General features: G+C 47.1%; 23 protein-coding genes and 1 pseudogene. 11 read left to right on the top strand and 13 right to left on the bottom strand.

Features of this window, described 5'->3' with window-relative positions; translation table 11 throughout:
* The 3 genes and pseudogenes from PQQ36_RS19485 to bfr form a co-directional block, all read left to right on the top strand.
* Window positions 1-90 (top strand): annotated as a pseudogene (locus tag PQQ36_RS19485) (elongation factor Tu); the annotation flags it as partial.
* A 207-nt stretch (window positions 91-297) separates the two neighbouring features.
* Window positions 298-486 carry a (2Fe-2S)-binding protein gene (locus PQQ36_RS19490; protein ID WP_011079319.1) on the top strand — a complete coding sequence of 63 codons (189 nt, stop codon included), beginning with the start codon at window positions 298-300 and terminating at the stop codon, window positions 484-486.
* A 73-nt stretch (window positions 487-559) separates the two neighbouring features.
* Entirely contained in the window at window positions 560-1,036 is a 477-nt protein-coding gene (gene bfr / locus PQQ36_RS19495) for a bacterioferritin (protein WP_011079320.1), read from the top strand.
* A gap of 96 nt (window positions 1,037-1,132) precedes the next feature.
* On the opposite strand, the gene galE is transcribed toward bfr, so the two are convergent.
* The gene (galE, locus tag PQQ36_RS19500; RefSeq protein WP_011151302.1) at window positions 1,133-2,143 is read right to left on the bottom strand and encodes a UDP-glucose 4-epimerase GalE; all 1,011 of its coding nucleotides are present in this window, start codon (window positions 2,141-2,143) and stop codon (window positions 1,133-1,135) included.
* 178 nt (window positions 2,144-2,321) lie between these two features.
* Window positions 2,322-3,092 (bottom strand): triose-phosphate isomerase, encoded by a 771-nt coding sequence (tpiA, locus tag PQQ36_RS19505; protein WP_273662268.1) that lies wholly within the window; start codon window positions 3,090-3,092, stop codon window positions 2,322-2,324.
* Window positions 3,093-3,394: 302 nt separating this feature from the next.
* Here tpiA and PQQ36_RS19510 point away from each other — a divergent pair, with 302 nt between their 5' ends.
* Together PQQ36_RS19510 and PQQ36_RS19515 are read left to right on the top strand one after the other, a co-directional pair.
* The gene (locus PQQ36_RS19510) at window positions 3,395-3,742 is read left to right on the top strand and encodes a 5-carboxymethyl-2-hydroxymuconate Delta-isomerase (RefSeq protein ID WP_011079323.1); all 348 of its coding nucleotides are present in this window, start codon (window positions 3,395-3,397) and stop codon (window positions 3,740-3,742) included.
* Window positions 3,743-3,799: 57 nt separating this feature from the next.
* Window positions 3,800-4,222 (top strand): DUF805 domain-containing protein, encoded by a 423-nt coding sequence (locus PQQ36_RS19515; protein WP_026130592.1) that lies wholly within the window; start codon window positions 3,800-3,802, stop codon window positions 4,220-4,222.
* A gap of 67 nt (window positions 4,223-4,289) precedes the next feature.
* On the opposite strand, the gene PQQ36_RS19520 is transcribed toward PQQ36_RS19515, so the two are convergent.
* Window positions 4,290-4,628, bottom strand: coding sequence for a DUF3135 domain-containing protein (locus PQQ36_RS19520; RefSeq protein ID WP_225471004.1), 339 nt, complete (start codon window positions 4,626-4,628; stop codon window positions 4,290-4,292).
* A 245-nt stretch (window positions 4,629-4,873) separates the two neighbouring features.
* On the opposite strand from PQQ36_RS19520, the gene PQQ36_RS19525 reads away from it, so the two are divergent.
* Window positions 4,874-5,500, top strand: a complete 627-nt coding sequence (locus PQQ36_RS19525; RefSeq protein WP_225471003.1) for a helix-turn-helix transcriptional regulator — start codon at window positions 4,874-4,876, stop codon at window positions 5,498-5,500.
* 72 nt (window positions 5,501-5,572) lie between these two features.
* Here the strand turns inward: PQQ36_RS19525 and glpX are convergent, their stop codons facing one another.
* From glpX to priA, 9 genes are all read right to left on the bottom strand, one after another.
* On the bottom strand, window positions 5,573-6,580 hold the full coding sequence (gene glpX / locus PQQ36_RS19530; RefSeq protein ID WP_013571019.1) for a class II fructose-bisphosphatase: 1,008 nt from the start codon (window positions 6,578-6,580) through the stop codon (window positions 5,573-5,575).
* A gap of 230 nt (window positions 6,581-6,810) precedes the next feature.
* Window positions 6,811-7,053, bottom strand: coding sequence for a cell division protein ZapB (zapB, locus tag PQQ36_RS19535; protein WP_011079328.1), 243 nt, complete (start codon window positions 7,051-7,053; stop codon window positions 6,811-6,813).
* 221 nt (window positions 7,054-7,274) lie between these two features.
* Complete coding sequence (gene rraA, locus PQQ36_RS19540; protein ID WP_011079329.1) at window positions 7,275-7,796, bottom strand: ribonuclease E activity regulator RraA; 522 nt, start codon at window positions 7,794-7,796, stop codon at window positions 7,275-7,277.
* Window positions 7,797-7,871: 75 nt separating this feature from the next.
* Window positions 7,872-8,789, bottom strand: coding sequence for a 1,4-dihydroxy-2-naphthoate polyprenyltransferase (locus PQQ36_RS19545; RefSeq protein WP_065090045.1), 918 nt, complete (start codon window positions 8,787-8,789; stop codon window positions 7,872-7,874).
* A gap of 165 nt (window positions 8,790-8,954) precedes the next feature.
* A complete protein-coding gene (hslU, locus tag PQQ36_RS19550; RefSeq protein ID WP_011079331.1) occupies window positions 8,955-10,286 on the bottom strand; it encodes an HslU--HslV peptidase ATPase subunit in 1,332 nt (443 codons plus the stop codon).
* Between the two features lie 27 nt (window positions 10,287-10,313).
* Window positions 10,314-10,868, bottom strand: coding sequence for an ATP-dependent protease subunit HslV (gene hslV, locus PQQ36_RS19555; protein ID WP_011079332.1), 555 nt, complete (start codon window positions 10,866-10,868; stop codon window positions 10,314-10,316).
* Between the two features lie 150 nt (window positions 10,869-11,018).
* Window positions 11,019-11,576 carry an SPOR domain-containing protein gene (locus PQQ36_RS19560; protein WP_011151294.1) on the bottom strand — a complete coding sequence of 186 codons (558 nt, stop codon included), beginning with the start codon at window positions 11,574-11,576 and terminating at the stop codon, window positions 11,019-11,021.
* A gap of 109 nt (window positions 11,577-11,685) precedes the next feature.
* Entirely contained in the window at window positions 11,686-12,693 is a 1,008-nt protein-coding gene (gene cytR / locus PQQ36_RS19565; protein WP_011079334.1) for a DNA-binding transcriptional regulator CytR, read from the bottom strand.
* 228 nt (window positions 12,694-12,921) lie between these two features.
* Complete coding sequence (gene priA / locus PQQ36_RS19570; protein ID WP_026130594.1) at window positions 12,922-15,126, bottom strand: primosomal protein N'; 2,205 nt, start codon at window positions 15,124-15,126, stop codon at window positions 12,922-12,924.
* 280 nt (window positions 15,127-15,406) lie between these two features.
* On the opposite strand from priA, the gene rpmE reads away from it, so the two are divergent.
* A complete protein-coding gene (gene rpmE, locus PQQ36_RS19575; RefSeq protein WP_011079336.1) occupies window positions 15,407-15,628 on the top strand; it encodes a 50S ribosomal protein L31 in 222 nt (73 codons plus the stop codon).
* A 277-nt stretch (window positions 15,629-15,905) separates the two neighbouring features.
* A complete protein-coding gene (locus tag PQQ36_RS19580; RefSeq protein ID WP_011079337.1) occupies window positions 15,906-17,183 on the top strand; it encodes a malic enzyme-like NAD(P)-binding protein in 1,278 nt (425 codons plus the stop codon).
* 86 nt (window positions 17,184-17,269) lie between these two features.
* Here PQQ36_RS19580 and metJ read toward each other — a convergent pair whose 3' ends face one another.
* Window positions 17,270-17,587, bottom strand: coding sequence for a met regulon transcriptional regulator MetJ (gene metJ / locus PQQ36_RS19585; RefSeq protein ID WP_011079338.1), 318 nt, complete (start codon window positions 17,585-17,587; stop codon window positions 17,270-17,272).
* A 211-nt stretch (window positions 17,588-17,798) separates the two neighbouring features.
* Between metJ and PQQ36_RS19590 the strand changes: the two genes are divergently transcribed.
* The 3 genes from PQQ36_RS19590 to metF all read left to right on the top strand — a co-directional run bounded on the left by PQQ36_RS19590 (window position 17,799) and on the right by metF (window position 22,470).
* A complete protein-coding gene (locus PQQ36_RS19590; RefSeq protein WP_045620690.1) occupies window positions 17,799-18,965 on the top strand; it encodes an O-succinylhomoserine (thiol)-lyase in 1,167 nt (388 codons plus the stop codon).
* On the top strand, window positions 18,965-21,376 hold the full coding sequence (locus PQQ36_RS19595; RefSeq protein WP_225471002.1) for a bifunctional aspartate kinase/homoserine dehydrogenase II: 2,412 nt from the start codon (window positions 18,965-18,967) through the stop codon (window positions 21,374-21,376). Before PQQ36_RS19590 ends, PQQ36_RS19595 begins: the two co-directional genes overlap by 1 nt.
* A gap of 200 nt (window positions 21,377-21,576) precedes the next feature.
* A complete protein-coding gene (gene metF / locus PQQ36_RS19600) occupies window positions 21,577-22,470 on the top strand; it encodes a methylenetetrahydrofolate reductase (RefSeq protein WP_011079341.1) in 894 nt (297 codons plus the stop codon).
* Window positions 22,471-22,524: the final 54 nt, after the last annotated feature.

Genomic DNA, 22,524 nt, shown 5'->3' on the forward strand with positions numbered 1-22,524 from the left:
CCAATCGCGATGGACGAAGGTCTACGTTTCGCGATCCGTGAAGGTGGCCGTACTGTTGGTGCTGGTGTTGTTGCTAAGATCTTCGCATAATTCTTTGAATTAAACGAAATCTTGCACTCTTCTTCAATTTGAAGAACAGCGCACAAGAAAAGAGGAAGCTTTGGCTTCCTCTTTTCGTTTATATAAAACATAGCTCGCTTAATAACAAAATAGTCTAAAAATACGCATTACTTATTATGGTAATGAGAATGATTATCCATTATAGTTAACTTCGTGGCGGATAAGTTGAGTTGTAATATGTACGTTTGTTTGTGTCATGGTGTTTCAGACAAGAAAATTCGCAAGCTTGTTATTGAGCAAGGTGTTGCGGATATTCGCGGAATCAAAAAGTGCACTGCATTGGGAAGTCAATGTGGCAAATGCATACGTATGGCGAAAGAGATTATCAACGAAACTGCTCCGGCACTATTCAAGCAAGCCAGTTAACCTAAACGGCTTTCTTTTTGACACCTTCTCAATTGGTTCTACAGTTATAGAAGCCAAAGAGGAGGGCTATGTCATGAAAGGCGATCCAATAATTATTCAACATCTCAACAAAGTATTAGGCAATGAACTGATTGCCATTAACCAATACTTTCTCCATGCTCGTATGTATAAAGACTGGGGGCTCAAGCACCTTGCGGACAAGGAATATCACGAATCGATCGACGAGATGAAGCATGCAGACCATCTTGTTGAGCGCATTTTGTTTCTTGAAGGCATCCCAAATCTGCAAGACCTAGGTAAGCTCATGATTGGCGAAGATACTCAAGAAATGCTGGAGTGCGATTTAAAGCTGGAGATGGCTGCCATTCCCGATCTAAAAGCGGCGATTGCCTACGCAGAAGATGTACACGACTATGTGTCACGTGATCTTTTCCAAGATATCTTAGAAGACGAAGAAGAACATGTGGATTGGCTTGAGACGCAACTAGGCCTTATTCAATTGACGGGTATTGAAAACTACTTACAGGCCCAGTTTGTTGATGAGGATTAATCTGACCTCTATTTCTAACGTACCCACAAGCAAAAGGCGAGTTCTCACTCGCCCTTATTGTGTTAGTAATACAGCAAAACGTGTCAGTGATGGCGATTACTCATAGCCATTTGGGTTGTTGGACTGCCAACGCCAAGTATCTACCACCATGGTCTCTAGCGAGCGTGTCGCTTTCCATCCCAATACTTGTTCCGCATAGGCAGGATCGGCCCAGCATTCAGCAATATCACCTGCACGGCGAGGTTTGATTTCGTAAGGAATCGGACGCTGAGCCGCTTTTTCAAAAGCAGCGACCATTTCAAGTACGCTATTCCCTTGGCCGGTACCAAGGTTAAAGATATGCAATCCTGCTTGCTGCCCCACTTTATTCAAAGCCGCCAAATGACCGTCTGCAAGGTCAATGACGTGAATGTAATCACGAACCCCAGTACCATCTGGTGTTGGATAGTCGTCACCAAATACGCCCAGTTTTTCGCGTCGACCAACCGCAACTTGAGCCACAAAGGGCAATAAGTTATTTGGAATGCCTTGAGGATCTTCACCGAGCAAACCCGACTCGTGAGCGCCAACGGGATTGAAATAACGCAGCAGGGTGATGCTCCAATCAGGATTGGCTTTGTGGAAGTCGGTCAGACACTCTTCCACCATCAATTTGCTGCGGCCATAAGGGTTGGTGGCTGAGGTTGGGAAATCTTCACGGATTGGTACGGAGGCGGGATCACCATAGACGGTGGCTGACGAACTGAAAATAAGGCTCTTAACACCAGCTTTATCCATTTCTCGTACGAGATTTAGGGTGCCTGACACATTGTTATCATAATACATCAGAGGTTTTTCAACCGATTCTCCTACTGCCTTTAGGCCTGCAAAGTGGATGACGCCTTGGATATCGTGCTGAGCAAAGACGTGTTGCAGAATCTCGCTGTCACGAATGTCACCTTGATAGAAAGCGGGGCGCACGCCAGTGACCTGTTCAATGCGATCGAGCACCAGCAATTTGCTGTTATAAAGATTGTCCAAAATGATGGGCGTCATTCCTGCTTCGATCATCTGAATACAGGTGTGGCTGCCAATATAACCGCTGCCACCGGTGACCAGTATGTTCATAGTTGTCCTCTGAAATTATATTTCCAATTATCTAGCCAAATTAACTTTGTGAGTTTATTAGAAAAGATTCTCGATGAACAGAATAGGGCAAAACCAAATTCGAGAAATGTTGAGGCTAAAATAAAGGGCGTATTCCCGAAGAAATACGCCCTAAATACAAAGATAGGATTGCGTTGAATTACGCTTTCATTTTCGCTGCTGCTTTCGCGATCGCTGCGAAGCTCTTAGCATCTAGAGATGCACCACCAACAAGAGCACCATCGATGTCTGGTTGTGTGAAGTAAGCTTCCGCGTTTTCTGGCTTAACAGAACCACCGTATTGGATGATCACTTGCTCTGCTACTGCAGCATCTTTTGCTGCGATCATCGCACGGATAGAGGCGTGGATACGCTGTGCATCTTCTGCTGTTGCAGCTTTACCTGTACCGATCGCCCAGATTGGTTCGTAAGCGATGATGGCACCGTTTAGCGCTTCAACACCGTATGCGTCGATCACTGCGTTGATTTGACGTGCACAAACGGCTTCAGTTTCGCCTGCTTCGTTTTGCGCTTCAGTTTCACCGATACAGAAAACTGGTTTTAGACCGTTTTCTTTCAGGAATGCAAACTTCTTCGCTACGAACTCATCTGATTCATTGTGGTATTCACGACGCTCAGAGTGACCAATAATGATGTGAGTAGCACCAAAGTCTTTTAGCATTGCAGGAGACATGTCGCCAGTGAATGCACCGCTGTTGTTGATGTCAGTGTTTTGTGCACCAAGAATGATCTTGTTGCCACCTTCAGCGATTAGGCGCTCTGCAAGGTCGATGTAAAGTGCTGGCGGCGCTACCGCTACGTCTACACCTTCAACGCCTTCTAGTTCAGCGTTTAGACCAGTTAGCAGTTCAGCAACCATAGTTTTGCTGCCGTTAAGTTTCCAGTTACCCATCACTACAGGACGACGCATAGGAATATCTCCATATCTTTATTGAATCGAAGTCTTCACAGGCGAACCAATGAAGCCAATTTATGTAAAAAATCTACGTAGGAATATAACAGAAATATGTGGATAGATCATGACTCGTGTCATTTCTTGTCGCTTTCTTTGGCTGGTCAGAGCGCGTCAAACTCACTGATATTTCGCTCAGACGAAAACGATTGGTGATCTATCCTGCATAACCATAGCCAATTACTCGGAATTTGTCGGTGAGCTTGGTATTACTCTATGTCAGCGTTACCAATCGAAAATCGGCAACAAAAGGAAGTATCATGCCAAATCTAGTCTTAGAGTATTCAAATTCCGTTGAAGAACGCGTCAATATTCCCGGTTTATTGGAGGATCTTCACCACATTGCCATCAAAAGTGGCTTGTTCGACGCGCCATCGGTTAAGTCGCGAACGCTACGCTGCCACCATTGGTTGATCGGAGAAGAAGGGGACAGTGTCGACTTTATTCATGTTAGCTTTGATTTATTATCAGGACGAACCGAAGAACAAAAACGAGAACTCTCGCGCCAATTGATGGCAGCTCTTCAGGAAACCGCTAGCCATGTGCGCAGTTTGACGGTGAATATTCGAGATATGGATAAGGATAGTTTTCAGAAGGTGGTAAACTGATCCCCATTGCGTTACTTTTTGGGTAACGGTGGTGTATCTGGTTTGGGATTGTATTTGATGTCGTTAAAAGAACTGCTTTTTTCTTTCCAAGGTCGTATCGGTCGTAAAACATATTGGCTTTGGAATTTGTGTTATTACTTGGGTATTTTGGGTTTTGTGACCGCAGTGTCGAAGTTATTCCCTGCCTATAGCTATATTTTGCTACCGATCTTCTTACTGGCTTTACTCATCCCAGACTTAGCGGTGACCACAAAACGCTGGCATGACCGCAATAAATCGGCGTATTGGTTAGCGCTGAACGTGCCATTGATTTTAGGCCGTTTAGCAACGCCTCTCTCTGCTCCTTTAGCACAAGAGCCGAGTGGTATGGAGACATTGATTGGCTCGATAGCGTTGCTTTGTGGTGCTTGGATTTTGCTAGAGTGTGGTTTTCTCAAAGGGACGGAAGGCAGCAACCGTTATGGCGAGCCTGAACGCTAACTAAGAGCTTGAATCGTATCTGAAACCAATAAGGCCCCGTTGTGGGCCTTATTGGTTTTCGCTCGAACTAATAAAAGCCTTTGGGTGCAAAAGGTATCACTTCTGCGCTGGGTGCTTGTAATTCTGAGCCATCACTGTCCAGTGCTTCACGAAATTTGACCATCTGTTTGGTTAACTCATTCATCAAAACCACGTTAGTGTGGACGGGATTTTTGCAACGGCTAATCACCAAATCGATATGGCTTTGCTGTGCAAGTAACCTCTCTCTCATGGCCTCAGAAGCTGATTGAATCATCTCCTGACACATATCTTGCTTGAATTGATTAAACGCATCTGGATTTTCTGCGGCGAGCGCCATCATCTCATCAAACGATGGTAACGGTTGCTCCGTTTGAAGACTGCCCATAACGACTCTCCCTGTGTTCTGCTGTTGATAAAATAAACAGTATCTATACACAAAGCATATGTCAGATTCGGTAAATGGAAAGGGAGGAAATTGCTTGTCCAAAAAATGATACAGTGAGTTCGACTTTGAGATGAGCAGAGTTAGATGGTCGATGAAGAGAGAAGCGTCTCTACTCCTGGAGATTATCAAGCCTTTTCTTTACTAATCCTATGGCGCATAATATCTGCACAGGGCAAGAGGGAAACATGAAGACCATAGATAGGATCATTCAATCCATAAAACGAGATGGGGCGGTTACCGCAAAGCAAATAGCGACTGATTTGGGTATGACAACCATGGGGGCCCGCCAACATTTGCAGAGTCTGGAAGAGGATGGTCTGGTGCATTTTCACGATGTGAAGGTGAAAATTGGCCGTCCAACTCGTCATTGGTCTTTAACGCAAAAGGGACATGATCAGTTTGCTGATCGTCATGGCGAGTTAACGATTCAGGTTATCGATGCCGTAGAGGCGTTGTTTGGTGCTGAGGGCCTAGCAAAGGTGGCGGCAGAGCGTGAACAAAAAACGTTTTTGCACTATCAAAAGGCGTTAGCTACGTGTTTGGATCTGATCAGTCGACTCGAAACGCTTACCCTGATGAGAGAAGAAGAAGGCTACATGGCAGAGCTAGAAAAGACGGATGAAGGCTACCTGCTGACGGAAAACCATTGCCCGATCTGTAAAGCGGCGCAACGCTGCCCAAGTTTGTGTCAGTCGGAGTTGAATGTGTTCCAAAAGTTGCTTGGTGATGAGTGCCACATCGAGCGCAGTGAGCACATTATTGAAGGCCAGAGGCGTTGTGCTTACCGCATTATAATCGCGAATGGTGGATAGATATTCTGTGTAAGACTTTTAATGAAGAGGGCTGCCTACTAGGCAGCCCTCTTTTCATGTTCTCTTTGTATGTTAAAGAATGATCGCTTTCACTTCGTCATCTTTGCGCTCAAGATAATGAATCGACTTGATACGACGAATGGTTCGACAACGGCCACGAATCAGCAATGTTTCGGTGGTTGCAATATTGCCTTGACGGCTGATGCCTTCAAGTAGATCGCCTTTAGTGATGCCTGTTGCGGAGAAAATGACATTATCACTGCGTGCCATGTCTTCCAGTTTTAGCACTTTGTTCGCTTCCACGCCCATTTCAGCGCAGCGCTCGAGCTCGAAATCCGCAAACTTGCGGTTTTCTTCGTTATCGCCTTTTACTTCGTTACGAGGTAAAAGACGACCATGCATGTCGCCATCCAATGCGCGAATGACGGCCGCTGAGACAACCCCTTCAGGTGCACCACCAATACAGTACATCACGTCAACTTCACTGTCTGGCATGCAGGTAAGAATCGAAGCGGCTACATCACCATCCGGCACAGCGAAAACACGAACACCCATGCGTTGCATCTCGGCGATCACCTCATCATGACGAGGCTTCGCAAGGGTAATCACCACCAAGGTATCAAGCGTTTTTCCAAGCGCTTGTGCGATGTTCTCGAGGTTTTCTTTAAGTGGCTTGTTGAGATCGATCACTCCTTTTGCACCAGGGCCAACCACCAGTTTTTCCATGTACATATCCGGTGCTTTTAAAAAGCTCCCTTTTTCACCGGCAGCCAGTACCGCAAGAGCGTTTGATTGGCCCATAGCGGTCATGCGCGTCCCTTCGATTGGATCGACCGCGATATCCACTTCATCACCACCTAGGCCAACATTTTCGCCAATGTAAAGCATCGGGGCATCGTCGATTTCACCTTCACCAATAACAATTTCGCCACTGATGTCGGTTTTATTCAGCAGGGTGCGCATGACTTCTACTGCAGCGCCATCCGCCGCGTTTTTGTCACCACGGCCTAGCCATTTATAACCCGCTAGAGCAGCGCCTTCTGTGACGCGGGAAAAGGCCATCGCTAAATCGCGTTTCATGTTGTCTCCAAAAAAGTGTTAAATCGAAGGAAGAGTAAAATTGCCGCGATTCTAGCACAAAATGTAGGGAAAACGTTTGCTAAATTCAGTTTAAAGGCGAAAATCGAGGTGCGAGGTGCGAGGTGCGAGGTGCGAGGTGCGAGGTGCGAGGTGCGAGGTGCGAGGCCCAAGGCATAAACGCTCTTAGGGCCTCGTATGTGGTGTCTAGGGTTTTCCCTAGAAGCGGAGAATTACTCGACGTCTTCCATTTTGCCAAGAAGCGCGCGAATGCGTTCTTGCCATTGAGCATGCTCTTGTTGAGTTTGCTGCGCTTTTTGCTCAAGTTGTTCACGTTGAGCGCGTAGTTCATTCGCTTCCGTTTCCAACTTAGCTTTGTCTTCTTTAAGCTCGTCTACTTCCATTTGTAGCAAAGCGATAGTATCGACAGCGGTCTGAATTTTAGCTTCTAGTTTTTCTAATACTTCAAAAGACATCTTGGCCTACCTATATTGATTCGGTTACGAGTGTAGCCCTTGCTACTACTCAAGTCTGTTAGCCTCATTCTACTCAGCACAAGGCCGAGAAACACGCCCTATATTGAATAATTTGCATCATTCGGTCAAAAAAACAGCGCATCTTTACGCCGCGCTGACTTTTGCTCTGTTTTGACTGCTTGCTCAATAGAAAAAAGCGTCAAAGTGACGCTTTTTTCTCTTTAATCGAGCAGCTCTGGCTCTTCTTCATCTTCTTCAAGATCGGCACTGAGAGGCTCTTGGGAGAGAATGATGCCCGTTGTATCTGCATAGAGGTAGTCTTCTGGAAGGAAGGTCACCCCACCAAAATTGACGGGAACATCCACTTCGCCAACACCCTGCATGGCAGCACCCACTGGAATAGAGGCTAAAGCTTGAATGCCGATATTCATATCTTCCAGCTCGTCCACTTCACGCACACAGCCGTAGACAACGATGCCTTCCCATTCGTTCTCTTCCGCTATCGCGGCAAGTTCGCCGTCAAGTAATGCTCGGCGCAATGAACCACCACCATCAACCAAAAGTACACGGCCAACACCATCTTGTTCCAGCGTTTCTCGAATGAGGGCATTGTCCTCAAAACACTTGACTGTGGTGATTTGTCCGGCAAAGGAAGCGCGGCCACCAAAGTTACTGAACATAGGCTCGACTACATCCACTTGGTCCATATAGATATCGCAAAGGGCTGAAGTGTTGTATTCCATGGCATACCTTCTTTGGTCAACGAGATTTCTTTTGAGTATATCCGTGCATTAAGTCATTGCAATGACAATTAATGATTAACTAACAAGAGTTTGAGCTACCACAACAGTTGCAAACAAAATATTGGTGACGAGTGAGCATTTCACGACGACTGGCATCATAGGGGCAATTTGTGCAGGTTTCTCTGTTTGCCAAACGGCTTTACCATGATTAAAGAGCACTATTAGGCTGAATAAAAATGGCAGACAGAGCCAAATGGAGCTAGGTTGCAGCAACAAGTAACTTGCAAAGGCCATTAAGGCGCCACCGAGTAAAGCGAAATGGTACTGTTTCGCACGTTGTTGCCCAAGTCGTACGGCAACGGTGCGTTTGCCACAGGCCGCATCATTCTCAATATCACGCATGTTGTTGATATTGAGCACGGCAACGGCCAATAATCCACATCCCAAAGAAGGCAGCAGCAGTGCGGTATCTAAGTGGCCAGTGTGGAGAAAGTAAGTGCCCGATACACCCAGTAAACCAAAGAAAATAAACACAGACAGATCACCCAGCCCAACATAGCCGTACGGCTTGCTACCCATGGTATAAGCGATGGCGGCAAAGATGGCCAATACGCCGAGACCAATAAACGCAAGAATACTTTGCAGGCTGCTCAATGCGTAAAACACCAGACACAAGCCGGAGATCATGGTCAAAATGATATTAAACATAATGGCTCGTTTCATCGCTTGAGCAGAAACCGCACCAGACTGCATGGCACGCATTGGCCCTAATCGTTTGTCGTTATCAGTCCCTTTCACGGCATCGCCATAATCGTTTGCTAAGTTAGAAAGGATTTGCAATAGCGTTGCGGTAACAAAGGAGAGTAACGCGATCACAGGTGAAAATTGACCGAATGAATAGGCTAATACGCTGCCAGTTAAAATGGAAACAAGCGCTAAAGGAAGTGTTTTCGGACGAGCGGCATCCAGCCAGATACGCAATGACTGATTCATGAATTTTTCGTGCTAGTAAATAGAATCGTCAGTATACGAAGAAAAGCGCACTGAAGAAAGGTTAGCTTAAGGGAGCGCAATACGGCTAAATGCAAAGATGCTAGGTGAGAAGAGGAAGAAAAAGGGCGAGAGAAATAATGCTCTCGCCCTTGCTACTCAAGAGGATTACAGGATGAAACGGCTTAAGTCTTCATCTTCGACAAATTCGCCGAGACGTTGCTGCACGTACGCTGCATCAATCACAAACTTGGTGCCTGATTTTTCCGTTGCATCGAATGAGATTTCATCCATTAGGCGTTCCATCACAGTATGTAGACGGCGAGCGCCAATGTTCTCAGTGGTTTCATTCACGGTCCAGGCAGCTTCTGCAATTTGCGTGATGCCGTCTTCCGTAAATTCGATATCCACATCTTCTGTCTTCATCAGAGCAACATATTGCTCTGTAAGTGATGCTCTTGGCTCGGTCAGAATACGCTTGAAATCGTGGCTTGAAAGCGCCTCGAGTTCAACACGGATCGGCAGTCGACCTTGCAGTTCAGGAATCAGGTCAGAAGGCTTAGCGACTTGGAAAGCACCAGAGGCAATAAACAGAATATGGTCGGTTTTTACCATACCGTGCTTGGTGGAGACAGTGCTGCCTTCGATAAGAGGCAACAAGTCTCGTTGTACCCCTTCTCGAGACACATCTGGGCCTGAACTCTCGCCGCGTTTACAGATTTTATCGATCTCATCGATAAACACGATGCCATTATTTTCTACACTGTAGATGGCTTGCTCTTTAAGTTCATCTTGATTGACCAGCTTAGCGGCTTCTTCTTCAATCAGTGCTTTAAAGGCGTCTTTGATTTTCAATTTGCGCTTTTTACTGGTGTTGCCAGCTAGGCTCTGGAACATCCCTTGTAGCTGGTTAGTCATCTCTTCCATACCAGGAGGCGCCATGATTTCCACGCCCATCTGTGGCGCTGCGACATTGATTTCAATTTCTTTGTCGTCGAGCTTTCCTTCACGCAGTTTTTTACGGAAGATTTGGCGAGTGTTCGAGGTATCTTCGCTTTGCTCGTTCTGGCCCCAAGCATCGCGAGGTGGTGGTAGGAGCGCATCAAGGATTCGTTCTTCCGCGAGCTCTTCTGCACGGAATTTGACTTTTTCCATCGCTTGCTGATGAGTCAGCTTCACTGCCACGTCAGTCAGATCGCGAATAATGCTTTCCACTTCTTTACCCACATAACCCACTTCGGTGAATTTGGTGGCTTCCACTTTTATGAAAGGTGCGTTGGCCAACTTCGCAAGACGACGAGCGATTTCGGTTTTACCAACCCCAGTTGGGCCGATCATCAGAATATTCTTTGGCGTGACTTCTACGCGCAAGCTTTCTTCAAGTTGCATTCGACGCCAGCGATTACGTAGTGCAATTGCCACAGAGCGTTTTGCATTGTCTTGACCAATGATGTGTCGATTCAGTTCATGGACAATTTCACGAGGAGTCATTTCAGACATAATCATTCCTTACAATCTGTGGGCGAATTAAGCTTGGCTGAGATTTGGCAATTCTGCTGGGATCTCGAGCTCTTCGATGGTGTGGTTGTGGTTGGTAAACACACAAATATCACCCGCAATGTTCAATGCTTTTTCTGCGATTTCGCGTGCATCGAGTTCGGTATTTTCCAATAAAGCGGTCGCGGCTGCTTGTGCATACGCCCCTCCAGACCCAATCGCGATCAAATCGTTTTCTGGCTGTACCACGTCGCCATTGCCCGTGATGATCAATGACGCCGTTTCGTCTGCCACGGCCAATAATGCTTCAAGTTTACGTAATGCACGATCGCTGCGCCAATCTTTCGCCAGTTCAACGGCCGCTTTAGTTAGGTGGCCTTGATGCATCTGCAGCTTACTTTCGAAGCGTTCAAATAGAGTAAACGCATCTGCCGTGCCGCCAGCAAAGCCAGCCAGAACTTTGTTGTTGTATAAACGGCGAACTTTACGCGCATTGCCTTTCATTACCGTGTTACCCAGAGATACTTGTCCATCCCCGGCGATGACGACTTTATTGTTACGACGTACAGAAACGATGGTAGTCACGAGTAGGCCTCTTGATTCTTTTCTATATGGAGTTGATCCCTATATGGGGGAGGGTAAAAAAGAAATCAAGGCTCAAGGTTTGGAATGGAAGGTTAGGGGGGAAAGGGATGCAAAGAAAAGGGGCGAATTACAAGCCCCTTTGGATGAGAATTATTGTTCTTCTTGCCAGATGGCACACGGTTCAATTTTGGCGCGTTGCAATTTATGGCGATCGCGTTCAGCGTCACGTTTTAGCTTATATGGTCCTAAGACCACACGATACCAATCACTGCCTTCTTTCTTTTTGACGGTACTGGTAATGCCTTGAAAAGCGATGTCGAGTTTACGATGTTCCGCTTGTTCACGCTTTTTGTAGGCGCCACACTGCATAATGTAAGGAATCTTAGGCACTTCTTGTTCTTTGGCCACCACTTCGATTTCTCGATTTGGTAAGCTTTCAACGTATTGCCATTTTTCTTCTGGTGGAGGCGGCAGTTCTTTTTTCGCCGGCGGTTTAGGTTTGCTCACCGGTTTGTTTTCTGCAACGGGTGTTGGCGGCTCTGGGTCATTGCTGAGGGTATACAAACCATAGCCAAAACCACCCAGTAGCACGATGGCTAACAGGCCGGCAAGCCAAGGTTTTTTTCTACGAGGAGCTGCTTTTTTGGTCGGCTTTTTAGGACTACGACCACGTCTTACATAATCTTTAGCCACGGAAAATACAAACAATTGTTATGCTAGCCCGCTATGGTAATGCAGAATGCCAAGCGTTAACAGGGAAACGTCGCAGAAAAGGAAGCGAGGCTGCAAATAACCTCGCTGCCGGTTGGTTTTGGTTTTAGCGCAAGCCTGGAGGCGCTGCGCTACCACGAACCACCAATTTGGTTTCAAGTAAGCGTGAGCCACTGTGAATGTCATGTCCTTTCAGCAGCTCTAACATCATCAGCATCGCTTGACGACCAATCTCATAGCGTGGCTGTGAGATGGTGGTTAGTGGAGGATCGCAATATTGGGCAAACTGAATGTCATCGAAGCCGACAATCGACAGATCTTGCGGTACTCGGAAGCCCAATTTTTTCGCTTCTTGAATCGCCCCGATAGCCATGGTGTCACAATGGCAGAAAACGGCGGTTGGCGCGTCATTCATTTCTAGCAGATGACGGATCGCTTTCGCCCCACCTTCAAAAGAGAACTCAGACTCAACACAGTATTGTGGGTTCATTGTGATGCCTGCACGGCGCAAAGCTTGTTGATAGCCTTGTTGTCTAAACTGACAAAGTGCTGCGGATTTTGGCCCTGAAATTTGGGCGATGCGTTTGTGGCCCAATTGGGTCAGGTAGTTCACCGCTTCAAATGCTGAGGTCAAGTTATCGATATGAACCGTCGGCAGTTCGAGATCGGGGGCGAACTCGCAAGCCATGACCATCGGAGGAAGATTTTTCTGTTCTGGCTTGCTCACATCAAACGGTAAGTCGGTACCGAGCAACAGCATACCATCCGCTTGCTTGGTAAAAACGAGATTGACGAGTGAGCTTTCACGGCGCTTTTGTTGGCCGCTGTCACCGAGTAGAACCAAATATCCCTGTTCAATGGCGGCATCTTCAATGCCACGAATGATCTCTGTGTAGTAAGGATCACAAATGTCAGGAACGATCGCGACGATAGTGCGTGACTCGTTGCGGCGTAAATTGCGTGCCAGCGAGTTTGGGGAATAACCAGCTTCCAACACTGCATCTTCCACACGCTTACGCGTTGTGGCGGATACTTTGTCTGGATTCATCAGCGCTCTCGAAACCGTTGCCGTTGAAACTCCTGCAAGCTGGGCAACATCCTTCATTGTCGCCATATACTAACCCTCTCAAAATGTTCGCCAATTATGACGTTTAGTTATTGTTCTGATTCGGAAAATAAAATCGAATTATGAGTTGCCTCGTTGTAATTTGAATAGTCTATTCAATTCTTTATTTAAAGTTACGGGCGAATTAACAAAATCCGCATTTCATTCGTGATGTTCATCACGTAAAGAAGCAAATTGTTGCAATTTTCAACGTTAGAGTGAGGTGGTAAACGTTTGCTAACTCAGATCCTGTGGCTCAATATCCAAATTCCAACGTACTTTTTTCGCATCTGGTAACAAATCGATAGCAGGTTTCGTGCTCGAGAGTATTTTCTGCATCAAGGAACGATGTTGAGTTTGAAGCAGAAGCTGCCAGCGGTATTTGCCCGCACGTTTGGCCAGTGGAGCGGGGGTTGGACCGAGCACGAGACAAGTGTGATCAAACAAGGGATGCGACTCGAGAGTCATACGCACTTGACGTAAGAATGTTTCGACGATTTCGCTGTGATTGGCTTCTGCGCGAAATAGCGTTAGAAAACTAAACGGGGGAAGTTGGGCAATTTTCCGCTCTTCCAGTGCAGACTGCGCAAAATGCCGGTAATCCTTGGTCAACAGAGCTTTGAGCAAGGTGTGTTCTGGATGGTGGGTTTGTAATATCACTTCGCCAGGTTTGCTAGCACGCCCTGCTCGTCCGGCTACTTGAATAAACAACTGAGCCAATCGTTCGGACGCTCGGAAATCACTGCTGTACAGTGACCCATCAACATCCAATAGTGCCACTAACGTCACGTCTGGGAAATGATGCCCTTTAGCTAGCATTTGCGTGCCAATTAAAATTTGGTATTCCCCTTTGCGAATGGCTTCTAAAGCGCTTTCGAGGCTGCCTTTGCGTCGTGTGCTATCGCGGTCGATGCGAATCGCTTTGTAGTCTGGAAACAGGGCCGTCAACTGGTTTTCCAGTTGCTCAGTGCCGACACCAACCGTCACCAGTTGTGTCGAACCACAACCTTGGCATTGATGGATAATAGGTTGTTGAGAACCACAGTGGTGACAGCGGATTTCATTGCTGTACTGGTGATAAGTGTAATAGGCATCGCAGCGTTTGCATTCGGCAATCCAACCACATTCATGACACATTAACGCAGGGGAGAAGCCTCGACGGTTGAGAAACAGCATCACCTGATTGCCCGCTTTTAAATGACGACGCATTTCAGCAATGAGTGGCGCTGAGAGGCCGCTTTCCAGATAGAGCCCTTTGACATCCAGCACTTTGTTGGTGGTTGGCACGGCCACTCCTGCTCGTTGGGTTAGCGAGAGATGATGATATTTGCCCGTAAGTGCGTTGTGTAAGGTTTCTAACGCGGGCGTGGCTGAACCGAGAACAATTGGAATGCCTTCTTTTGCCGCTCGCATCACAGCCACATCGCGAGCATGGTAACGCAAGCTATCTTGCTGTTTGTACGAAGCGTCGTGCTCTTCATCGACAATGATGATCCCCAACTGAGCAAATGGGATCAGTAGTGCAGAGCGTGTACCAATGACAATGCCCGCCGCTTTGTCTCGTGCGGAAAGCCAAGCGTTGAGACGTTCCGTATCATTAAGACCAGAATGGATGACGGCGACTGGCACATCAAATCGTTGACGAAAACGATTGATGGTTTGTGGTGTTAAACCAATTTCAGGGACCAATACCAGAGCCTGTTTGCCTTGTTCCAAAATGGGTTTGATCAAGTTGAGATAAACTTCGGTTTTGCCTGAACCTGTGACCCCTTCCAACAGATAACAGCCAAAGTCTGTCTGGCTGTTAACGGTCGAAATGGCAATGGCTTGCTCTTGGTTGAGTTTCGGCTTATCGACGGGATGTTCAATCGGATTCCCCCAACGAGCCAACTGTGGCGTTTTTTCTTCACAGCTGATCCAGCCTTTTTCTTCCAAGGTGCGTAAGGTTGTGGATGCCACTTCCTCATCCAAAAAGGCTTGGTGAGGCAGAGGGCCATTAGCAAGCATATTCAATACTTTCGCTTGCTTTATCGCGCGACTGTTTAACCCTTGCATCAACTGGTTTTTGCCTAACTCGGTCAGTTGCCATTCTTGTAGAGTGGCAAAGTCAGCCGCTTTGCCTTTTCTTAGTGCAGCGGGGAGGGCGTTATGCAGTGTTTCACCTAGGGGATGTTGGTAAAAGTGGCTACACCAAAGTAATAAACTGTAGACGGAATCGGGCCAAATAGGACGATGATCCAACACCGCTTTAATGGGTTTAAGTTGCTCGCGTGGAAAGTCTGATTCTTGAACCAAAGCGGTGACAATGCCAATCAAGGTTTGTCGTCCAAATGGCACACTCACGCGGCCACCAATGATCGGAAAAAGGTGTCCAGGAACGAGATAATCAAATTGTTTATCGAGTGGCACTGGCAGCGCAACACGAGCAATGGATGGACGCATAACGTGGTGTTTCATGGCAAAAATAATGACTTACAGTCTAATGGAAGCGAGGTAGAAATACGAGAAAAGGGCATGCTCGAACAGAGAGAGGAAAACTGTATAAAAAACTAGCGGAAAATCGTGGAAATAGGTTGATTCGAAAGAGACGATTCATTACTATATCGCGCCTTAAGATATGGCTTTAATTCTGTTTTAGCGGTATCTGAGTTTTATTTTTAACTGCGTGTGGTGTGCGGCAAAGACTCGTATAGCGACACGGCCTACTATTTGAGGTTATCCCATGAAAGCTGGTATCCATCCAGAATACAAAGCAGTAAACGCAACTTGTTCTTGCGGCAACTCTTTCGTTTTCAACTCTACTCTAGATAAAGAATCTATCCACCTAGACGTATGTGACAAGTGCCACCCATTCTACACTGGTAAGCAACGTATCGTTGATACAGGCGGCCGTGTTGATCGCTTCAACAAGCGTTTCGGTGCTCTATCAAGCGGTAAGAAATAATAGCGTTAGCTATTGCTGTTTGAGAAAAAGGTCGCTTATGCGGCCTTTTTTGCATTCAACGCCTAGGAGACGCTTTCTCTCACGCACCATCCCCTATGCCATCTGGTCTTACTTCTATCTTATTCACAATTTTTATAGATTTGCCTCGCATTCTTGGCTAGGAAGATTGACTTATATCAATTAGAATTTCTCTCTAAATTGAACAAAAAAGCAGAGTTTTTGTTCAACCTAAAGTGTTCCCCCCTTTACCGTACACGCAAAAAGAGAATAACCATTTATGTCCGATGACAATAGCCAGCAAATGACCCCTGAAGAAGTACTTCGCCAACAAGCTCTTGATTATCATGCTTTGCCAACGGCGGGTAAAATTGCCGTCGCTCTAACCAAACCTGCGGAAACCGCTAAAGATCTTGCTTTAGCTTACAGTCCAGGTGTCGCGGAGCCGGTTCGCGAAATCGCACAGAACCCAGACAACGTTTACAAGTACACCTCAAAGGGAAATATGGTGGCCGTTATCTCTAACGGTACGGCAATTTTGGGTCTAGGTAACTTAGGTCCTTTGGCATCAAAGCCAGTAATGGAAGGTAAGGCACTGCTGTTTAAGCGTTTTGCTGGTCTTGATTCTATCGATATTGAAGTGAAGCATCGCACCATCGACGAATTCGTGGATACGGTCGCGAACATTGCAGATACCTTTGGTGGTATCAATTTAGAAGACATCAAAGCACCAGACTGTTTTGAAATTGAAAAACGTCTGATTGAGCGTTGTGATGTGCCAGTGTTCCATGATGACCAACATGGTACGGCCATTGTCACCGCGGCTGGTATGCTGAATGCGATCGAACTGCAGGGTAAGAAGCTAAACGAATGTATTATTGTTTGTCTTGGTGCGGGTGCGGCTGCCGTGGCGTGTATGGAGCTGCTGATCAAATGTGGCGCGATGCGTGAAAAGATCTACATGCTGGATCGTAAAGGTGTGATTCATACACGTCGTGATGATCTCAACGAGTACAAGCAACTGTTCGCCAACAATACAGACAAGCGCACACTGGAAGATGTGATCAGCGGTGCGGATCTCTTCCTTGGCGTGTCTGGTCCAAACCTAATGCCTGCAGAAGCGCTGAAGCTGATGGCGGATAAACCGGTTGTGTTTGCGTGTTCAAACCCTGATCCAGAAATCAAGCCAGAGTTGGCGCATGAAGTGCGCAGCGATCTTATCATGGGTACAGGTCGCAGCGACTATCCGAACCAAGTGAACAACGTGTTGTGCTTCCCATTCATTTTCCGTGGCGCTCTGGATGTTCGTGCTAGTGAAATTAATGATGAAATGAAGTTGGCAGCGGTTGAAGCGATTCGTCAATTGGCGAAAGAGCCAGTGCCAGAAGCGGTATTGAAAGCGGCAGGTGTTGAATCGCTGAGCTTTGGCCCGCAATACATTATTCCCAAACCAATGGATTCACGTTTGCTGCCTCGCGTGGCGAAAGCCGTTGCTCAGGCGGCAGTTGATACCGGTGTGGCTCGTATTCCAATGCCAGAAAACTACATGGCCGAGTAAATCACAGCCTAAACAAACGGGACGCTTTAAGCGTCCCGTTTTTGATCAGATACCACTTTCCCCCGGTGTGGTAAAGCTAACGAGGTTTAGTCGTCATACGCTTCAAATTCGATACCCATCGCCGTCATCAATTCTTTGGCTTCTGTTGGGATATCATCCGGGCGATCTTTTCTGAGATCTTCATCCGTCGGCAGTGGCTGGCCAGTGTACGCATGCAGAAATGCCTCACACAACAACTCACTGTTTGTTGCGTGGCGTAGGTTATTAATTTGACGACGAGTACGTTCATCCGTCAGAACTTTTAGTACTTTAAGCGGGATAGAAACGGTAATTTTTTTTACTTGCTCGCTTTTCTTTCCATGCTCTGCGTATGGACTTATGTATTCGCCATTCCAGTCAGCCATTGCGCACCTTCAGAGTAATAATCGGTTAATAAAAATTGTAAGCGGAGATTTTAGCTGGATTTACCGCCATAAGCAAAGACATATAGACGTCTAGAAGTGTTGACGTCTTAAATTTTGATGGTTAAAGTGACAACTATTAATGGAGAGGAAGGCGTTCCGATAACAGTAGCGCATTCTTATTAAGAATTCATCTTCGCAGAAAGGAAACATCATGAGTCACCACAAGCCAGCCACGATTGCCGTTAGAACGGGCATCGAATCCGATACTCAATACCGTGCCGTTGTGCCACCGATCTATTTGTCGACGAACTATGGTTTCTCTGCCTTTGGCGAAGTGCCTAAATACGACTATACCCGCTCAGGCAACCCAAATCGTGGTCTACTAGAGCAAGCGTTGTTTGAGCTCGAATCTGGTAAAGGTGCGGTGGTCACAAACTGCGGGACATCAGCACTTAACTTGTGGGTGTCTGCTTTTTTAAGCCCTGACGATCTTATTGTGGCACCTCATGATTGTTATGGCGGTACCTACCGTCTTTTCAATACTCGAGCGAAGAAAGGGGATTTTAAAGTCCGCTTTGTCGACCAATCCGACAGTGCTGCACTGGATGCGGCGTTGGCGCTTAACCCCAAACTGGTGTTGCTTGAAACGCCTTCCAACCCGCTCGTGCGTGTGGTGGACATCGCGGAAGTGTGTGAGAAAGCCCATAAAGTGGGCGCGTTGGTGGCGGTCGATAACACCTTTTTGACACCGGTGTACCAAAAGCCTTTGGAGCTGGGGGCAGACTTTGTGATTCACTCGACAACCAAGTATATCAATGGGCATTCTGATGTGATTGGCGGTGTGGTGATCACCAAAACCGAAGAGCACGCAACAGAACTGGCGTGGTGGGGGAACTGCCTTGGCGCAACCGGCACGCCATTTGATAGCTATATGACGCTACGTGGTATCCGTACATTGGGGGCACGTATGCGCGTGCATGAAGAAAGTTCGCAACAAATCCTCTCTTATCTGCAAACTCAAGAGTTAGTCGGCACCATTTATCACCCGAGTTTGCCAGCGCATCCAGGTCATGAGATCGCCAAAAAGCAGCAATCGGGCTTTGGATCGATGTTGAGCTTTGAATTTGCTGGCAGCTTTGAGCAATTGAAAGTGTTTGTGAAAGCGCTAGATTTGTTTTCATTAGCGGAGTCACTTGGTGGTGTCGAAAGCTTGGTTTGTCATCCGGCATCTATGACTCATCGTGCGATGGGAGAGGAAGCACTCGCAGAAGCTGGCGTCACGCAACAGTTATTGCGTTTATCGGTGGGGCTGGAAGATGCGCAAGATCTGATTGCCGACCTCAAGCTGGCCTTTCAACAAGCGAAGGAGAGCTGTTAATGAGTCAAGTTCGACAACTGCACAAATTTGGTGGAAGCAGCCTTGCGGATCCGGATTGCTATCGTCGTGTGGTGAACATCCTCAAAGAGTACTCGGGTGATAACGATTTAGTGGTGGTGTCGGCAGCGGGCAAAACCACCAACCGCTTAATTGAATTTAGTGAGGCGCTGGAGAAGGACGGCCGTTTGGCTCACGAAGCATTGCAAGCTTTGCGTCAATATCAAACCGGATTGGTGGAAGCACTGATCGCGTCGAACCAGCGTAGCGAGCTGCTTGATCAACTTGCTGATGAGTTCAGCACGTTGGCCGAGCTCTCCGCACCACTCACAACCGCGCAAAAAGCAGCGATCTTAGGCCATGGAGAAGTGTGGTCGTCGCGTCTACTGGCTGCGCTGTTGAATCAACATGATCTGGCCGCGGTGGCTCAGGATGCGCGTGCGTTTTTACGGGCTGAAACAGGCACCCAACCTGAAGTGGATCGAGCACGTTCTTATCCTCTGATTAAAGAAGTGTTGGCGCAGCACTCACATCGCCGTGTGGTGATCACCGGCTTTATGGCGCAAAACCAAGCAGGCGAAACGGTCTTATTAGGGCGCAATGGCTCTGACTACTCTGCTACCGTGATTGGTGCGTTGGCGGAAGTGGCTAAAGTGACGATTTGGAGTGATGTGGCTGGGGTGTACAGCGCCGACCCTCGTTTGGTCAGTGACGCTTGTTTGCTGCCGTTACTGCGTTTGGATGAAGCCAGTGAACTTGCGCGCTTAGCCGCTCCAGTCCTGCATAGCCGAACATTACAGCCAGTGGCACAAAGTGCCACCGAGCTTAATCTGCGCTGCAGCTACACCCCTGAGTCGGGTTCTACCCGTATTGAACGCGTATTGGCGTCTGGGCGTGGTGCCAAAATCATCACCTCGCTTGACGATGTTATGTTAGTTCAATTGAACTTCTCTGCTGGTCATGACTTTGATCGCCAGCAGCAAGAGGTATTGAGTGCACTCAAACGCGCGCAGTTGGAACCATTGGCGTTTGAAGCACAAAAAGATCAATTTATGCTGCGCTTAGCGTATACCACTGAAATTGCTGGTGGCGCTTTGGCACATCTGCAAGAGTTGGGTTTGGCCGCCGAGATCAAGCTGAAAGAGGGCTTTTCGCTGGTCGCCGCTGTCGGGGCTGGAGTGACGAACAATGCCAGCCATTGTTTTGGTTTCTATCAGCAACTGAAACACTCTCCTGTGGAATTCATTTCTGAAGCTGAATCAGGATTGAGTTTGGTTGCGGTGATGCGCCGAGTCGATATTCCGGTACTGGTGAAAGCGATCCATACCCAACTGTTTCAAGCCCAGAAGCGTGTGGCGTTGGCCCTGTGTGGTAAAGGTAATATCGGATCCAGTTGGTTATCTCTGTTTGCGCAGCAGAAAAGTGAGTTGGAAAAACGCCATGGTATGAACTTTGAGTTGGTGGCCGTGGTGGATAGCCAAACTTATCTGTTCAATGAACAAGGTTTAGATGCTGCGGCAGTACACGCGCATTTTGATGATGACTCGGTACCGAATGATGGGGCCAATTGGCTACAACGATTGAGTTCAATCCAAGACTATGACGAAGTGGTGGTATTGGATGTCACGGCCAGCCGCGAGTTGGCAGCGCAATATTTGGATATTGCCCATCAAGGTATGCACCTCATTTCCGCGAATAAAATTGCGGGCTCAGCGAGCAGCGATTACTACTACCAAGTGCAAGATGCCTTCAGCAAAATTGGCCGTCATTGGTTGTATAACGCAACCGTGGGTGCAGGTTTGCCGATTAATCACACGGTGAGAGATTTACGCGAAAGTGGTGATGAAATCGTGGCACTTTCTGGCATCTTCTCTGGCACGCTCTCTTGGCTGTTCCAGCAGTTTGATGGTTCAGTACCGTTTGCAGAGCTGGTTGATTTAGCTTGGCAGCAAGGCCTCACTGAACCGGATCCTCGCAGCGATTTAGATGGATCAGATGTGATGCGTAAGCTGGTGATCTTGGCTCGCGAATCAGGCTTAGACATTGAGCCAGAAAACGTCAAAGTGGAATCCTTGGTGCCTGAAGAGCTTAAAGAACTTTCTCTTGATGATTTCTTTGACCAAGCCCATTTATTGAGTGAGCGTTTACAAGAACGTCTAACTAAGGCGCAGCGTCAAGATCAGGTACTACGCTATGTTGCCCGTCTAGAAAAAAATGGTAAAGCTCGTGTCAGTGTTGAAGCGCTACAACGAGAGCATGCTTTGGCGAACTTGTTGCCGTGTGACAATATCTTTGCCATTGAGAGTAAATGGTATCGTGATAATCCTTTAGTGATTCGTGGTCCGGGGGCTGGGCGTGAAGTGACTGCTGGCGCAATTCAGTCTGATCTCAATCGCTTAGCTGGCTTGTTCTAGCAGAAGATGGACGATTTGATAGGGACCCAAGCGGTCCCTTTTTTCTACTTGAACTATGCTCATTATGAACTTGAGAAAAATTCATAATCACAAGGTTGACATTAAATCGTATTCAATACATTCTGTGGACATATAGACGTCTAAACGTCGATTTGAGGATTGAGATTTATTTTGTGGCGAAGGGTCACAGGGAGAGTAAGATGGGATACACGCACGCTAGTCATATCGACGCTTTAAATCAGAATATCGCTGAGTTATCAGACAATATCAACGTTTCGTTTGAGTTTTTTCCGCCAAGTACGCCGCAAATGGAAGAAACGTTGTGGAATTCGGTGCATCGTTTGAAAACACTGCAACCTAAGTTTGTTTCTGTGACTTACGGTGCGAATTCAGGTGAGCGTGATCGCACACACTCAATCATTAAAGAGATTAAAGCGCAGACAGGCTTAGTTGCAGCCCCACACTTAACCTGTATTGATGCCAGCCGCGAAGAGTTGATCAATATTGCCAACGACTATTGGGCGAACGGCATTAAAAACATCGTGGCACTGCGAGGTGATATTCCTCCTGGTGGTGGTGCGCCAGATATGTATGCGTCGGATTTGGTGACGCTACTCAAGTCATTGCACGATTTTGATATTTCAGTGGCAGCGTTCCCAGAAGTGCATCCAGAAGCGAAAAGTGCTCAAGCGGATCTACTCAATCTAAAACGTAAAGTGGATGCTGGGGCAAACCGTGCAATCACACAGTTCTTTTTTGATGTAGAAAGCTACTTACGTTTCCGTGACCGCTGTGTTGCTGCGGGCATTGACGTTGAAATTGTCCCTGGCATTCTGCCAGTTTCTAACTTCAAACAAGCTTCTCGCTTTGCTGCGCAGAATAACGTTAAAGTGCCTGGATGGATGGCAAAGCAGTTTGAAGGCTTAGATGATGATCCTGTGACGCGTCAGCTTGTGGGTGCAAGTCAGGCCATTGATATGGTTCGTATCCTCAGTCGTGAAGGCGTGAAAGATTTCCACTTCTATACCTTAAACCGTGCAGAAATGACTTACGCGCTTTGTCATACCTTAGGGGTTCGTCCAAAGAAAGCATAAGTTGACTTTCTATCTCTCCCTCATATAAAAACGGCTCCCTTATCAGGAGCCGTT

It is taken from the genome of Vibrio sp. CCUG 15886, from assembly GCF_028570825.1.
Classification (GTDB): Bacteria; Pseudomonadota; Gammaproteobacteria; order Enterobacterales; family Vibrionaceae; genus Vibrio; species Vibrio vulnificus_B.

Bases quoted from the DNA above. Each gene is read 5' to 3' on its own strand.
- galE (WP_011151302.1), bottom strand. From the start codon at position 2,143: ATGAACATACTGGTCACCGGTGGCAGCGGTTATATTGGCAGCCACACC.
- PQQ36_RS19490 (WP_011079319.1), top strand. From the start codon at position 298: ATGTACGTTTGTTTGTGTCATGGTGTTTCAGACAAGAAAATTCGCAAG.
- hslU (WP_011079331.1), bottom strand. From the start codon at position 10,286: ATGTCTGAAATGACTCCTCGTGAAATTGTCCATGAACTGAATCGACAC.
- priA (WP_026130594.1), bottom strand. From the start codon at position 15,126: ATGCGTCCATCCATTGCTCGTGTTGCGCTGCCAGTGCCACTCGATAAA.
- rpmE (WP_011079336.1), top strand. From the start codon at position 15,407: ATGAAAGCTGGTATCCATCCAGAATACAAAGCAGTAAACGCAACTTGT.
- cytR (WP_011079334.1), bottom strand. From the start codon at position 12,693: ATGGCGACAATGAAGGATGTTGCCCAGCTTGCAGGAGTTTCAACGGCA.
- PQQ36_RS19590 (WP_045620690.1), top strand. From the start codon at position 17,799: ATGAGTCACCACAAGCCAGCCACGATTGCCGTTAGAACGGGCATCGAA.
- tpiA (WP_273662268.1), bottom strand. From the start codon at position 3,092: ATGCGTCGTCCTGTAGTGATGGGTAACTGGAAACTTAACGGCAGCAAA.
- PQQ36_RS19545 (WP_065090045.1), bottom strand. From the start codon at position 8,789: ATGAATCAGTCATTGCGTATCTGGCTGGATGCCGCTCGTCCGAAAACA.
- PQQ36_RS19510 (WP_011079323.1), top strand. From the start codon at position 3,395: ATGCCAAATCTAGTCTTAGAGTATTCAAATTCCGTTGAAGAACGCGTC.
- metF (WP_011079341.1), top strand. From the start codon at position 21,577: ATGGGATACACGCACGCTAGTCATATCGACGCTTTAAATCAGAATATC.
- metJ (WP_011079338.1), bottom strand. From the start codon at position 17,587: ATGGCTGACTGGAATGGCGAATACATAAGTCCATACGCAGAGCATGGA.
- zapB (WP_011079328.1), bottom strand. From the start codon at position 7,053: ATGTCTTTTGAAGTATTAGAAAAACTAGAAGCTAAAATTCAGACCGCT.
- rraA (WP_011079329.1), bottom strand. From the start codon at position 7,796: ATGGAATACAACACTTCAGCCCTTTGCGATATCTATATGGACCAAGTG.
- PQQ36_RS19580 (WP_011079337.1), top strand. From the start codon at position 15,906: ATGTCCGATGACAATAGCCAGCAAATGACCCCTGAAGAAGTACTTCGC.
- bfr (WP_011079320.1), top strand. From the start codon at position 560: ATGAAAGGCGATCCAATAATTATTCAACATCTCAACAAAGTATTAGGC.
- PQQ36_RS19525 (WP_225471003.1), top strand. From the start codon at position 4,874: ATGAAGACCATAGATAGGATCATTCAATCCATAAAACGAGATGGGGCG.
- PQQ36_RS19515 (WP_026130592.1), top strand. From the start codon at position 3,800: ATGTCGTTAAAAGAACTGCTTTTTTCTTTCCAAGGTCGTATCGGTCGT.
- PQQ36_RS19520 (WP_225471004.1), bottom strand. From the start codon at position 4,628: ATGGGCAGTCTTCAAACGGAGCAACCGTTACCATCGTTTGATGAGATG.
- PQQ36_RS19595 (WP_225471002.1), top strand. From the start codon at position 18,965: ATGAGTCAAGTTCGACAACTGCACAAATTTGGTGGAAGCAGCCTTGCG.
- glpX (WP_013571019.1), bottom strand. From the start codon at position 6,580: ATGAAACGCGATTTAGCGATGGCCTTTTCCCGCGTCACAGAAGGCGCT.